We start from the raw sequence: 13,322 nt of genomic DNA, 5'->3' as shown, positions 1-13,322 counted from the left end.
TCTGGGTTTCTGGGTTTCTGGGTTTCTGGGTTTCTGGGTTTCTGGGTTTCTGGGTTTCTGGGTTTCTGGGTTTCTGGTTGGCTTGAAAACTGCCAAAATTTACACCAGTAAACACAAATTTTTAAATTTAGCACTTCAAATTTCTTAAAATACTAAAAATAATATGCAAAAATTTACGTAAAATAATATGATTTTGCTTTATTGGAGGTAAAATTTAGAGTGGTGTGCTAGTAAATTTTAAATTTGATCTATTGCGATGTGTGTAAAGACTTTAAATTTAAAAACCTAGAAGTGTAGAAAACATTTAAATTAAAAAAAACAAAAGCATAAAAACATCTAAATTTAAAAAAGTGCAAAAACTTTTAAATTTAATAAGTTAGCAGGTATAGGTGTATTTTTAAAAGCTGTGTTGCGCCTGTTTTAGGTAAATTTGCATGTAAATATAAAGCCTGTCTGGATGACTTTTGCTAATATTTTTTAATATTTAAATAGTTAAAGTTAGCGTATTGGATCAAATTTAAGACAAAGACCTTGCAGAATTTAGAATAAAACTAGCAAACTATAGATTTTTTAAAGATAAACCATGCCGTATTTTTTGGTAGGTTTTGGTTTAAATATAAAATCTTGCTTGCTATTCTTTTGCTTTTAAAAAAGTTGATGCAAGCGATCAAATTTAAATTAGTGAGCTTGTGGAATTTAAAATAAACTAGCAAATTATGATTGTATTTTAAGTCAGGCTGTGTGCTTGTTTTGTATTGAATTATAAAACTCTGCCGGCTGGTCTTTTGCTTTAAAATAAAGTGGGTGCAAGCTATCAAATTTATAACAAAGACCAGAATAAAACTAGTAAATTTGGCTTATAAATTTTTGCTAGATGAAGTCATTAAATGGCGATATACTTAGTTTGTTTTTGGCTCGCGCTATTTTTGTATCGATAGGCTGCGGTACTATAAATTTATATGTAGCCATTAAATTTTTACTAGATCATTTTTTAAAAGATCATCTGTTGTTTTAAGTAAATTTTTGCCATTTTGAACTGAAAGGCAAAACGTAAGCATAAATTTTTAGAAGTGGCTAGTAAAAATGGACCATAAATTTGACAACTCTAGTTTGAAATTTACCTTTGGCTACCGTCGTTTTGTCTTTTAGATGTTATGGTCTTGCCATAAGTCTAAATTTACAAGTTAAAAATATCGCGCAGGAGATTTAAATTTGATAACCTTGCAGCTGGTTTTAAAACTATTAAATTTAAAAATCTAATAGTCGTAACTTGGCTATTTAGTTTTTTAAATGTGCTTTTGAGTTGTTTTTAGGCTCGCGTAGTCGTCCATTTTGTTGCCAGCCTAGCATTTACGACGTCTTTTATATCTTGTTTTTTGACGCAGCTTACAAATTTACTAGGCCTACTTTTAAAACATGCTCTTTTAGGCTGCTTAGTATCTCGCCATTTTCAAGCGCCATTAGCTCGCTTGCTCTTAGGACATAAAAGTCTTGCAAGCTTCTGTTGGCACTTTTTTCAAGCTTTTTTGCTAGCGTGTCAAAGATATGAAACTCCGCTTCATTGCTAGCTAGTAAAAAATCAGCCCCACTATCAAATGCAGCAAAAACTATCTTGCTAGCAAGCTTGCAAGCTAGCTCTTCATCAGCCTTTAAAAGATCATATCCACAAGGCATTTTGGCGTTTAGCTCTATAAAATTTGCCTTGTATGCGCTTAAATTTACAGGCAGTCTATCTTTTATGGCTATCTTAAACTCTTTAAATTTACTAAGTTTTTCTATCTTTTCAAGCTCATTTTCATATTTTGGCGCAGCTTTTACGCCTAAAATTTCTTTGAAAAATCTAATCGCCTCACTATAAATTTCGCTACCTTCAAAGAGCAGATCATCAAGCTCACAGGCTATCAAAACGCCGTTTTTACCGCCAACTAGCTTTAAAATTTCATCATTTTTCTCATTTTTATAAAGATGATGAGCTAGCATTATCGCGGCAGCTCCTATAAAATTTGGCTCATAGTCTTTCACAAAATCAGCGTAAAAATAGGGCTTAAAGCTAGCGTATAGCTCTTTATAAGCTCTTTTACAAAAGCTAGCAAATGGCTCAAATTTCGCCCAAAAGTCATCATCGTTTATAGCAAGATCTATAACCGCTCTTTTTTCATCAAGTGGGGCTATGCAAAGCTCTCCGCCCAGTTTTTGAGCTAAATTTTCAAGTGGCTGGGCGGTGCTAACTACGACGTCATTTACCTTAACAAAGCCTTCAAATTGGCTAAAGTAGGGGTCTATGCTCTTTACGTGGACAAAAAGCTCGTTTAAGTTTGCAAAGTCTGAAATCTCTAAAAAATAGGGCTTAAAATATGCCAAAACATCTCTTTTCGCGTCAAATCTAAAAATCTCAACTCTTTGCATCTCTATCCTTTTTTTGGGCTTATTTTATCCTAAATTTAAAAGGAGTTTCATTATAATAGCTCAATGGATAAAGAAAATTTCACGATTGAACGCTTTAGTAACGCATATATCGGCGATGATGCGGCGGTTGCTGGCAAAATGGTCTTTAGCAAGGACATTTTCGCGCAAAATTCGCACTTTAAGCTTGGTTGGCTAAGCCTTGCAGAGATCGGCTACAAGGCAATGATCGTAAATTTCTCAGATACGATCGTGATGAATGCAAAGCCTAAATTTGCTCTTCTTGGGCTTAGTCTGCCAAAGAGCTTCACGCCTCGGCAGATCAGCGAGCTAAGTAGGGGCATAAATAGGGCGTGCGAGGAGTTTGGCGTAAAGATAATCGGCGGCGACACGATAAGTGGCCCCATTTTAAACATAAGCGTTAGTGTGATCGGCGAGCTAAAGGGCAGGGCTGTGCTTAGGAAAAATGCTAAATTTGGCGATCTTATCGCATTTACTGGCAAGCTTGGAGGCAGCCAAAAGGGGCTAAACTCGCTTCTAAGACTGGCTCAAATTTCCAAAAACTCACGCTTTAAAAAGCCTATCTTAAGAGATAAATTCTTTTACAAAGCAGCTCATCTTATAAACTCCGCCATGGACATCTCAGACGGGCTAAATACCGACCTTGGCAAGCTTTTAAAGGCTAGCAAAAAGGGCGCTAAATTTACAAAAAAACTAAGCAAATTTGAGCTTAGTAGCGGTGAGGAGTACGAGGTTTTATTTACCTTTAGCCCTAAAAATTTAAGCGCTATAAAAAGGATTGCCGCAAAAACTAGGACAAAGATCAACATCTTTGCAAAAATTTCACACAAAAGGTTAAGACAAAATGCAAGAAGCCACCACTTTTAAGCCGCTCTATGCGCTTACTCATGCGCCCATCGAGGCATATTTTTCTAAAAATTCAGATGATTTTGTCGTGCGCGAGATACCACTTTATGAATTTAGTGGCGACGGCGAGCACTTGATCGTTGAAATTTCTAAAAAAGATATGACGACAAGCGACGCTTTGCACGCCTTAAGCGAGGTTACAGGCGCTAAGATGCGCGACTTTGGCTATGCTGGACTAAAGGACAAACAGGGCATGACGACGCAGTTTATCTCGATGCCTCGTAAATTTGAGAGCGCACTTGCAAACTTTAGCCACGAAAAGATGAAAATTTTAAATTTAAACGTGCATAAAAACAAGCTTCGCATCGGACATCTAAAGGGCAATAGCTTTTTCATCCGCCTAAAAAAGGTGCTGCCAAGTAGCGCTAAAAAGCTAGAGCAGGCATTTACTAATATCGATAAAATGGGCTATGCAAACTACTTTGGCTATCAGCGCTTTGGTAAATTTGGTGACAATGCTGCAACTGGGCTGAAGCTACTTAAAAACGGCACGATAAATGGCAAAAAGAGCAAAAATGTAAAGCTAAATGACTTTTTGATCTCAGCCTATCAAAGCGATCTTTTTAACCGCTATCTTAGCAAAAGGGTTGAAATTTCAAGGTTTGTGAGTGACTTTAGACTAAGTGAGCTAGGCGAAATTTATAAAAACTTTAGCAAAAACGATCTAAAGGCGATGAAGGCGCAGGAGAGCTTTTTTAAGCTTTTGCCAGGAGAGGTTTTGGGGCACTATCCATTTGGCAAGCTCTTTTTGTGCGAAAATTTAGATCAAGAGGCGCAAAGATTTGCTAAGCGCGATATCACAAGCCTTGGACTTATAGTCGGTGCAAAGGCCTATGAGGCAAGCGGCGTAGCAAAAGAGCTTGAGGATGAAATTTTCGCAGAGGCATTTTCGCTTACTTCAAAGATCGCTGGCTCAAGGCGCTTTAACTGGGCGTATCTTGAAAATACAAGCTACAAATACAACGAAGAAAACGCTCATTTTAGCTTAAATTTCACACTTCAAAAGGGCTCATACGCCACGGTTGTTTTAGAAGAAATTTTGCATAAAAATATATTTGAGTAGGGTAAATTTAAAGATAGTTTTAAAAGTGGGGCTGGCTAAATTTAGCTGGTTTAAATTTAAAAAGGTCTAGCCAAAGCTAGACCTAAAACATTAAATTTAAGAGGTAAAAACTTAAGTTCTAAATACGCTTAGTTTAGTATTTAGTGCATCTGTCATCTTATTTAGATGCTCAGCTGCAGAAGCTATCTCTTCGACGCTTCTAGCATTTTCAGATGAAATTTGATTGATCTCTGAGATGCCATCCATGATCTCATTTACATTCTTACCAGTTGCGATGTAGTCTTGCATAGTCTTATCAGACATCGCTATGGCGTTATTCATCGTTTCGCTCATATTATTTATCGTCTTTTCAACGTCGCTTGCCACATGGGTTAGCTCTTGAATTTGTTTAGAGTTGATGCCCATTTGCTCGCTACTATCATTTATCGCTTGAACGATAACATTGATAGTTGCATTTATCTCTGTTAGAGACTTTTGAGTTCTCTCAGCTAGCTGTCTAACTTCATCAGCTACAACTGCAAAGCCGCGTCCATGCTCGCCTGCTCTTGCTGCTTCTATGGCTGCGTTAAGAGCAAGTAGGTTTGTCTGATCTGCTATGTCGTTGATAACAACAAGGACTGATTTTACCTGCTCAGCGTCACGGCTAAGCTGTTCGATCTTGCCAGCCATTTGATTTTCAACATTAGCAGAATCAACTATCTGAGATGATAGGGCTCTGATAGCCTCAGTTGCTGTTTTTATATGAGTGCTTGCCTTTTGAAGGTCGTCTTTACCAGCTTGAGCTATAGATAGAGACTCTTTCATGCTTTCTTGCATAGATTTGCATCTTTGATTTGTCTCTTCAACGATCTGGGTTGATTCTTCTACGCGTTTGCCTGTTTGAAGAGATGTAGAGCTTAGCTCGTTTGCGACTGAGCTGTTTTCACTTGAAAGGTTTTTAGTGTCGCTTATAAGCACTCTAATGCGTTCTATGAAGTTATTTATATCATTACTTATTTTAGCTATCTCATCTTTGCCATAGATTGGGATTTTAAGAGTAAAGTCAGATGTTATAGCATTTAAATTTGCTCCTAGTCTATCGATAGGATTTGCAACTAGCTTTTTAAGTAGCAATATAGATACAACTATAAGAAGCAATGTAACTATAATGCTTGCGATGATGAAGTTTTTGCTAACTACCTTTTGAGGTGTTAAGAAGTCATCAGTAACAGCTGAGCCAAGCACGATCCAGTTAAGCTTGTCAAATGGCTCAAAAGCAACCACTCTCTCAACTCCATCAACATTTATGAGTTTGACACCTTCTTTAGTTTTTACTATGTCATCAACTATATCTTTTAGCTGACCTTCTGGTGCTTTGCCAGCTAGTTTTGGGTGGATGTCATAGACATTTGTCTTTGTATTAAAGATTGAGAAGTATCCACGCTCGCCTAGCTTCATTTGCGCCATTGTCTTTTGAAGATCTTCTAAGCCTTCAGTGAAGTCATAACCTATAAATAAAACTGCTACAACTTCACCGTTTTGAATGACTGGCTCATAAACACACATGTAGTTTCTACCAAAAATATTTAAAGCACCCACATATGTCTCTTTGTTCATCATCTTTGGATAGATCGTTTTATTTAGCATACCAAGCGCTCTACTGCCATCATCTAGTAAAAGTGAGGTAGATACAGCAGCAAATTCATTGCCTGATTTTGCAAAGATGGTTGGGATACCGCCGTTTGTTAGCTTTTTGATCTTATCAGAAATTTCATGGTTGTTATTTAACACGCCCATTTTATCTGAGATAAGCTCTAGAGCGTCGTCATTTTCAGTCTTTATGGTTTGGCTAGTGGCTCTTATGTTACCTAAAGCCTCTTTTAAGACATGCATATATAGTTTTGCATTATCTTCGTTATCTTCATCAAATAGCTCAACCGTGTCCATCGCAAGCGCAACGTTTTGCTGGATAGTTGTTTCTACTCCCTCCTTGATCTCACGCTCTAAGACATGTGATATAAAAAATACAAAGCAAGCCATACAAATGGCAAGAACTAAAGCGATGATCGCTGAGACCTTGACTAAGATGCTACGCAAATTCATCTATATCCTCCTTGGTTTAGATTTTAAGGGTTTATTATACAAATTTTTTCTCGTAAAACATATAGAATTTTGGGGAAAAATAACAAATTTTAAATTTTTGTTTGCTTTATATTTATAATTATAACTTTTATGAAACTGCAGTAAAAATTTATAAAAAATTGCTATTTAAATTTAGCTTTTTAAGCAAAATTTATAGTTTGGCAAAAGTAAGAATTTTGCGCTTTTGAGGGATTAAAATTTAAATTTGTATCGTTTTGTTGATTTGTCGTCTATTTTATTAGATTGGTTTAAGGTTCAAAGCAAAATAACAAAAAAGTGAAATTTGGGGTGTTTTACTCTTGTTTTTGTAAAGAAATTTTAAAAAGATTAAATAAAAAAATTAATTTCATACCAAGTTGTGACAAAATTTATGCTCAAAAATCAAAAAATTCCTAGATAAATTTGCAAAATTTGATGAAAAATTTGGTCGCAGGGTAAATTTATATATTTTTAAATATAATCACGCTCTGGCACGGTAAGCGGTCGCTTTTGCATCTTGCAAAAGAGGAAAGTCCGAGCTGCGATAAGACAAAGTTCCATCTAACGGATGGCTAGGGAAACCTAAGGGATAGTGTAACAGAAAGCAAACTTCCGCCTTGGCGGTAAAGGTGAAACGGCGGGGTAAGAGCCCACCGGCACGCTTGGTAACTTGCGTGGCCATATAAACCCAACTTGCAGTAAGAAGGGATGGTTTTGGTCTTATATTAAAACCCTTCGCTAGAGCTTGTTTGTAAAAGCAAGCGTAGATAAATGATCGCTCAAGACAGAACTCGGCTTAACGCCGTGCCCCCCTTAAATTTAGAGTAAATTTCAAGTAGCAAGCAGTTTGTAAATTAGTAAATTTAAAAGATTTTCAAGACAAAACCGGCAAATTTGCCGTGCCTTGAAAGTTTGAGATTAGATTAGTTTTTTACGTATTTTTGAGCTTTTTGTAGTTTTGTAAGCTCGTTTTGGATGTGTGAAGATTTAGTTTTAAAAAGCTCTATCGCACCGCCTATTAGCGCTTGTGCTTCTTGAGCTGAAGCTAAGCTTTTAAACATATCTTCGCTAAAGCTTTGTGATAGTACAGCCAGCTTTCTTGTATCTTCATTTATTAACGCTAGCTTAAATTCATTGATCCAGCTATTCACCTGATGTTACCTCCCTCCATGCTTCTGATAACTGCTTTACGACATTTGTTACTTCATTTAGCGCGTTAATATCATTTTGGATATTTGCCATAGCAAGAAGCTGCATCTGTCTTGTATAAAGTCCGCTAAGATAGTGAGCCACGTCGCCTTGAGAATAATCAAGCGAGTTTAAAAGCTCAACAAAGATAGCGTTTGCTCTGTTTATATAATAGACTTTTTTCTCTATATCTCCAGCTTCGATCGCTTTTTTGGTGCGAAATATAAATTTTAAAATTCCGTCATAAAGCATTTCTATTAATTTAGTCGGGGACTCGATGCCCCCGAAACTCGACTGTGCGTATGCACTATATGCACTTTGATTCATTTTTCTCTCTTATTTTCTACTGTTTATCTCAGCATCTATCATTGATTTTAGAGTTGAGAACTGATTTTCTAAACTTGCGATGATAGAGTTATACTTGATGAAGCGCTCTTGCATCGTTGTATATTTCTCATCTAAAAGCTTTTGAGTGCTCTCTTTATTTTTAGTGATAGACTCACTCTCATCTTTTAGCTGATTTTGCATAGCGATCATAGTGCCTTTCTTACCAACAGCACCATCAAGCATATTAGCTAGCTTTGTAAAAAGTCCATCAGTTTTTTTAGTCACTGGATTTACAGTGGCTTCGCTCATACCAAGAGTTGCTAGTGCAGAAGCTTTGCCTTTTACTTCGATATTTTCGCCATCACTTCTTTTTAAGATGATCCTCTTGCCACTTTGATCAAGACTAGCTGTGACACCTTCGATGCCAGCGTCATTGATAGCTTGTTGAAGTTTTAGAGCGTTGTCCTCAGCTGTCCCGCCAGCTGCGGTTGAAAATATAACTGACTTACCATTTATCGTTAGATCGCCAGCTTGGATATTTAAAGCACCTGTGCTAACGGTTGAGTTACCCATGTAGCTTATCGGCTCAGTCTTGCTTGAACCCATGAAAAATTTCTGAATTTCTTCTGGATCTTTGCTAAGAGCTGCGTTAAATTTATTTAGATCAAGCTGAAGCTGACCGTCTTTATCTGGCACTATGCCAAATTTACTTAGCGCTTTTCCTTCGCTATCTTGACCATTTACTAGACGTCCGATGTTTGATCTAAGGCTTGAAATTTCACTTACACCTTGAAAAGTGCCAGCGCCTTTTTCTTCGTCATATTTTGTAGCGATCTCAAGGTTCATAGTCATTAGGTTGTAGTCTTTTATAAACTCTTCAACCGCTTTTACGACCTCTTCAGTGTTTTGAGAGATGCTGACATTTGTTCTGCCAGTCTCATTTAGCGTGATATTTACGCCAGGTCTTAGATCATCAAAGCTATTTTTGCTTCTTTTGATATTTACGCCGTTATATGTAAATTCTGCATCTTGTGCTTTTAGAATTCTATTTTTCTCCAAATTTGATGTCATCTTTGGCGAGCCATCAGGATTTGTTAGCGCTGTGCCGTGCTCGTCTGTGTCTTGAAACTGCGTATCATCCCAGCCAAGCTTGTCTAAGATGCCAGCGGTGTCGTTTGAAAATTTGATAGTCTGCGTAGCGCCAGTGCTGCCTGATTGAAGCATTATTTGATTTGGTTTATCGCCACCAACATTTAAAATTCTAGCTTGCAATTTACCGCCACTTACGTCATTTATCTTATCAACGATATCTTGATATGTTGTCGATCTTGTCACACCGATAGAAAATTTTTGTCCATCGATCTCAACGTCAAATGAGCCAGTATTTGTCGCACCCACCATGCTTGAAGAATTTTTGAAATTCTTGCTTTGAAATGTATCTTTTTGAGCAAGTTTTTGCACGTCGATACTAAAGCTTTGCACGCTAACACCGTTTGCCGCTGAAGCTGTGACGCTTTTACCAGCGTTATTGGTATTTCTTTTTAGATAAAGTGCCTCGCCGCCAAGTGTTTTGCCACTAACATTTACGTTGCTAACAAGAGTTTTTAGAGCCGCAAGGTCCTTTTGCTTAAGCTCATTTTTCTCTAGTCTTGTTGTAAGTGGTTTGATCTGTCCAGCCTCATCAGCCTCTTTTAGTTTCTTGATAAGCTCATCGTTTAGGCCGCTATTTTTTGTACCGATGCCTAAATTTGTTACGTTACCTACTGCCATTTTTAACTCTCCTTGTCAAAAAGTATTCCGATACTTTCTTTGAAATACTCGCTGATTTTTATAGCTTCTTTACTTGGAAGCTGTGTTATCTCTTCGCCTGTTTTGGCGTCTTTTACTTGCACTACCATTAAATTTAACTTCTCGTTGTAAGCAAATCTTACATTAGTATCGAGCTGTTGCATCTGATAGTTTAGCCTATCAGTGACCTCTCTTGTCTTTCTAGCAAGATCCTCGTTGCTAAGTCCGTCAAGCTCGTTAGCATCCTTTGATTTGCCGTTTTTGTCGGCATTTACTTTGACATCTGAGTGCTCGATAGGTCTGCTGTCTATCTGACGCTGAGCCGACGTGCTCATGTTTGCATCAAGTGTTTGATTTGCCGCTGCTTTGAAAATTTCCATAGTTTTACTCCTTAAAACTTACGCTAGCTCCTACATCGGTAAAATTTTAAATTCCTTTAGTATTTATATAAATTTTTGATTATTTAGGTTAAAATCGAGCAAAATTTATAGGACGGGATATGAAAATTTCATTTGAATGCGACTGCATTTTACTGCAAAAGACCTTGCTGCTTTTTTGTGGAAATTTAGCCGCTCATCATAAGGATTGTGATTTTGTAGTAAGTGACCGCGAGATCGTTACAAAAAAACCGCTATTTATAATAGGTAAGAACGCTCATCTTTCTCATCCATTCACAAGAGCCACTCTTCTTGATACACTCGAGGAGTTTTACTCAGCCACACAAATTTCAAAGGCAAAAGAGCCAGATCAGATAGCAAATGAAAAGAGTTTGGAGCAAAAAGTATCACTTTTAATAGATAAATTTAAAGCTGATCTGCTTGAAATTTTAAGGGCAAATCAGTGAAACTTTACACCAAAATTTCAAGTGGTAAATTTAAAGGCAAAAGGCTTGAGCTGCCAAGTCTAAGCACGACAAGAAGCACAAAAAGCATCGTAAAAGAGTCATTTTTTAACGTCATTAGAGATGAAATTTACTCACTTACATTTATAGAGGGCTTTGGCGGAAGCGGCGTGATGGCAAGCGAGGCTGTTAGCAACGGAGCGCGCGAGGCTATCGCTATCGAAAAAGATAGGGCTGCTTTTAAGATCACGCAAAGCAACCTTGCAAGCCTACAAAGTCCAAATTTAAAAGCGATAAATGGCGACAGCTTTTCGCTTTTGCCTGATCTTGTAAATTCGCAAAATGGCAAGGTTTTACTCTATCTTGATCCGCCATTTGACATAAGGGCTGGCTTTGATGATATCTATGAAAAGCTCGTAAATTTGATCTTACAGCTAAAAAAAGAGAAAATTTACATGATAGTTTTTGAGCATAACAGCGACTTTAAATTTGGCGATGAAATTTCTGCATTTAAACTTATCAAATTTAAAAAATTTGGAGCTACTTCTCTCTCTTATTTTCAGTAAAAATTTGGAACATCTTTTGCTTTAAAAACCTAAAATAGCTAAATTTTAGGAAAAAATATGAATAAATTTTTATCTTTTGTAGCAGCTTCAGTGATAGCTACTTCAGCCTTTGCTACGCAGATAAAAGAGCTTGCAAACATCGTTGGCGTAAGGGATAACCAGCTAATAGGCTATGGTTTAGTTGTCGGACTAAACGGCACAGGTGATGGCTCAACGTCAAAATTTACGATCCAGTCGCTATCAAACATGCTTCAAGGCGTAAATGTCAAGATAAATCCAGATGATATCAAGTCTAAAAATGCAGCCGCTGTTATGGTGACAGCAAAATTGCCTGCATTTGCAAGGCATGGCGACAAGCTTGATATCGAGATCTCATCTATCGGCGATGCAAAAAGCTTGCAAGGTGGCACCCTTCTTATGACCCCACTAAAAGGCGTTGATGGCGATATCTACGCTTTGGCTCAAGGACCTCTAAGTATCGGTGGCAAGAGCGCAGGCAGAAGCGGCGGTAATCATCCAACCGTTGGCACTATCTTAAATGGCGCCCTTGTGGAGCGTGAAGTAACTTACGATATCTACAATCAAGATAGCATAAAACTAAGCCTAAAAGATACAAATTTTAAAACCGCTCTTGATATCCAAAACGCCATAAATGCAAACATTTCAGACGATACTGCAAAGGCGATCGATCCAAGAACGGTCATCGTTAAAAAGCCAGATGATGTTAGTATCATTGAGCTTGCAAGCGCTGTGCTTGATCTTGATGTCGAGTATAAGCCAGATGAAAAGATCGTAGTTGATGAGAGAACTGGCACGATAGTTAGCGGTATAAACGCGGTAGTTAGCCCAGTCGTGATAACTCATGGCGCAATTACAATAAAAATAGAGCCAAACAGCTACGAAGAGGCGGCGCAAAATGATGTAAATATAGGTAGCGACACCTCGGTGGCTCCTAGCCAAAATTTACTTAAAATTTCAGGCGAGAAAACAACCGTCGCAAACGTGACAAGAGCGCTAAACAAGCTTGGAGCAACACCAAGTGACATCATCTCGATACTTGAAAATTTAAAACGAGTTGGCGCGATACAAGTCGATCTGGAGATAATATAATGCAAATAGACAACACCTTAGCACTAAATTCATATAGTGACATCTCAGCAAACAAGATAAAAAATGCAAATGCCAAACAAGATGCACTTTTAAAAGAGCAAACCGATGCTTTTGAAGCATTTATGGTAAAAGCTGTTCTTGATATCGCTTTAAAAGAAGATGATAAGAACTCACTCTATCCAAAAGCCGCTGGCAGCGACATTTACAGGTCTATGTATAACGACGCTATGAGCAAAGCTTTGAGTGGAAATTTAGGTTTTTCAGAACTTTTATACGATTTTTTGAAGAGAGACTCTTAAGTAAATTTATATTTTGCCGATGTAGTGATATAAACATTTTATTTTAAGAGGTATGGATATGATAACTCCTTTGAACCAAAGACCAAACTACCAGGCAAATACACTAAATAAAAATAGCGATGCTAGAGTTGAAAATGAAAACAAAGAAGTAAAAACAAACGAAAACGCAAGAGTAAAAGAGATAGCTGATGCAATAGCAAATGGCACCTATCAGGTAGATATCTCTAAAACAGCAAAAGCTGTGGCTGATGCGTTGCTCTAAATTTAAAGGAATTTAAATGATAAAGAAGCTTTTGGACGAGGCCATAGGCGAGCTAGACGAGCTTATAAATTTAACGATGCAAGATATCGCCAATATAAAAGAGGCGAAGCACTCAAGCGTTGATGAGAGCGTGAAGAAAAAAAATGCTCTCGTGCGTGCTTTTGAAGATACTAAAAGAGCTTTGGATAAAGAGCTGCTAAGGGTCTCAAAAGAGAGTGGCACTACGACACTTGCAAATGTTTTAGATGATGAAGTGAAGTCAAAGCTAGTGCTTATGCGCTCAAAGCTTGAAATTTTGCATAAAGTAAATAAAGAATATGCAAGACACGTCGTTGTTGTTAAGGAGTTTTTCGACTCGCTTAGCAAAAAAGTATTTGGTACTCAGACTAATGAATACGGCCAAGACGGCAGCGGCACAGATAATAATTTTTACAAATCAAGGGTTTAA

Annotated in this window: 13 protein-coding genes, 1 other RNA gene and 2 pseudogenes; 9 read left to right on the top strand and 7 right to left on the bottom strand. The window is 37.4% G+C overall.

Annotated elements, in window-relative coordinates:
* Positions 1 to 1,386: 1,386 nt before the first annotated feature.
* Positions 1,387 to 2,406 carry a hypothetical protein gene (locus tag CVT14_RS09910; RefSeq protein ID WP_021089855.1) on the bottom strand — a complete coding sequence of 340 codons (1,020 nt, stop codon included), beginning with the start codon at positions 2,404 to 2,406 and terminating at the stop codon, positions 1,387 to 1,389.
* A gap of 63 nt (positions 2,407 to 2,469) precedes the next feature.
* Here CVT14_RS09910 and CVT14_RS09905 point away from each other — a divergent pair, with 63 nt between their 5' ends.
* Both CVT14_RS09905 and truD read left to right on the top strand, forming a co-directional pair.
* Positions 2,470 to 3,291 carry a thiamine-phosphate kinase gene (locus tag CVT14_RS09905; RefSeq protein ID WP_021089808.1) on the top strand — a complete coding sequence of 274 codons (822 nt, stop codon included), beginning with the start codon at positions 2,470 to 2,472 and terminating at the stop codon, positions 3,289 to 3,291.
* A complete protein-coding gene (gene truD / locus CVT14_RS09900) occupies positions 3,269 to 4,393 on the top strand; it encodes a tRNA pseudouridine(13) synthase TruD (protein ID WP_107850244.1) in 1,125 nt (374 codons plus the stop codon). Before CVT14_RS09905 ends, truD begins: the two co-directional genes overlap by 23 nt.
* A 111-nt stretch (positions 4,394 to 4,504) precedes the next feature.
* Here the strand turns inward: truD and CVT14_RS11110 are convergent.
* Positions 4,505 to 5,557, bottom strand: a pseudogene (locus CVT14_RS11110) (methyl-accepting chemotaxis protein); the annotation flags it as partial.
* A 24-nt stretch (positions 5,558 to 5,581) separates the two neighbouring features.
* Positions 5,582 to 6,412, bottom strand: a pseudogene (locus tag CVT14_RS11105) (Cache 3/Cache 2 fusion domain-containing protein); the annotation flags it as partial.
* 569 nt (positions 6,413 to 6,981) lie between these two features.
* Here CVT14_RS11105 and rnpB point away from each other — a divergent pair.
* Positions 6,982 to 7,308, top strand: an RNA gene (rnpB, locus tag CVT14_RS09890) — RNase P RNA component class A.
* 108 nt (positions 7,309 to 7,416) lie between these two features.
* On the opposite strand, the gene CVT14_RS09885 is transcribed toward rnpB, so the two are convergent.
* From CVT14_RS09885 to CVT14_RS09870, 4 genes are read right to left on the bottom strand one after another with little or no spacing between them, the layout of a single operon-like run.
* The gene (locus CVT14_RS09885) at positions 7,417 to 7,644 is read right to left on the bottom strand and encodes a hypothetical protein (protein WP_107850243.1); all 228 of its coding nucleotides are present in this window, start codon (positions 7,642 to 7,644) and stop codon (positions 7,417 to 7,419) included.
* Positions 7,637 to 8,008: a flagellar export chaperone FliS gene (gene fliS, locus CVT14_RS09880; protein WP_009293744.1), complete on the bottom strand. Its 372-nt coding sequence runs from the start codon at positions 8,006 to 8,008 to the stop codon at positions 7,637 to 7,639. The genes CVT14_RS09885 and fliS overlap by 8 nt, the downstream gene beginning before the upstream one ends.
* A 9-nt stretch (positions 8,009 to 8,017) precedes the next feature.
* Positions 8,018 to 9,778 (bottom strand): flagellar filament capping protein FliD, encoded by a 1,761-nt coding sequence (gene fliD / locus CVT14_RS09875; RefSeq protein WP_107850242.1) that lies wholly within the window; start codon positions 9,776 to 9,778, stop codon positions 8,018 to 8,020.
* A 2-nt stretch (positions 9,779 to 9,780) separates the two neighbouring features.
* On the bottom strand, positions 9,781 to 10,176 hold the full coding sequence (locus CVT14_RS09870) for a FlaG family protein (RefSeq protein ID WP_021089781.1): 396 nt from the start codon (positions 10,174 to 10,176) through the stop codon (positions 9,781 to 9,783).
* 119 nt (positions 10,177 to 10,295) lie between these two features.
* Here CVT14_RS09870 and CVT14_RS09865 point away from each other — a divergent pair, with 119 nt between their 5' ends.
* The 6 genes from CVT14_RS09865 to CVT14_RS09840 are packed head-to-tail and all read left to right on the top strand — an operon-like array spanning position 10,296 to position 13,322.
* Positions 10,296 to 10,640 carry a hypothetical protein gene (locus CVT14_RS09865; protein ID WP_002942345.1) on the top strand — a complete coding sequence of 115 codons (345 nt, stop codon included), beginning with the start codon at positions 10,296 to 10,298 and terminating at the stop codon, positions 10,638 to 10,640.
* Positions 10,637 to 11,203 (top strand): 16S rRNA (guanine(966)-N(2))-methyltransferase RsmD, encoded by a 567-nt coding sequence (gene rsmD / locus CVT14_RS09860; protein ID WP_107850241.1) that lies wholly within the window; start codon positions 10,637 to 10,639, stop codon positions 11,201 to 11,203. Before CVT14_RS09865 ends, rsmD begins: the two co-directional genes overlap by 4 nt.
* A 57-nt stretch (positions 11,204 to 11,260) precedes the next feature.
* Complete coding sequence (locus CVT14_RS09855; RefSeq protein ID WP_002942326.1) at positions 11,261 to 12,313, top strand: flagellar basal body P-ring protein FlgI; 1,053 nt, start codon at positions 11,261 to 11,263, stop codon at positions 12,311 to 12,313.
* On the top strand, positions 12,313 to 12,612 hold the full coding sequence (locus CVT14_RS09850; protein WP_012001656.1) for a rod-binding protein: 300 nt from the start codon (positions 12,313 to 12,315) through the stop codon (positions 12,610 to 12,612). Before CVT14_RS09855 ends, CVT14_RS09850 begins: the two co-directional genes overlap by 1 nt.
* A 58-nt stretch (positions 12,613 to 12,670) precedes the next feature.
* Entirely contained in the window at positions 12,671 to 12,874 is a 204-nt protein-coding gene (locus tag CVT14_RS09845) for a flagellar biosynthesis anti-sigma factor FlgM (protein WP_035142326.1), read from the top strand.
* 16 nt (positions 12,875 to 12,890) lie between these two features.
* Positions 12,891 to 13,322 (top strand): flagellar export chaperone FlgN, encoded by a 432-nt coding sequence (locus CVT14_RS09840; RefSeq protein ID WP_012001657.1) that lies wholly within the window; start codon positions 12,891 to 12,893, stop codon positions 13,320 to 13,322.

Origin of the sequence: Campylobacter concisus, assembly GCF_003048445.1 — a bacterium.
GTDB lineage: Bacteria > Campylobacterota > Campylobacteria > Campylobacterales > Campylobacteraceae > Campylobacter_A > Campylobacter_A concisus_BF.
The sequence above is the reverse complement of the archived record's forward strand: the minus strand, read 5'-3'. Positions and strand labels throughout refer to the sequence as shown.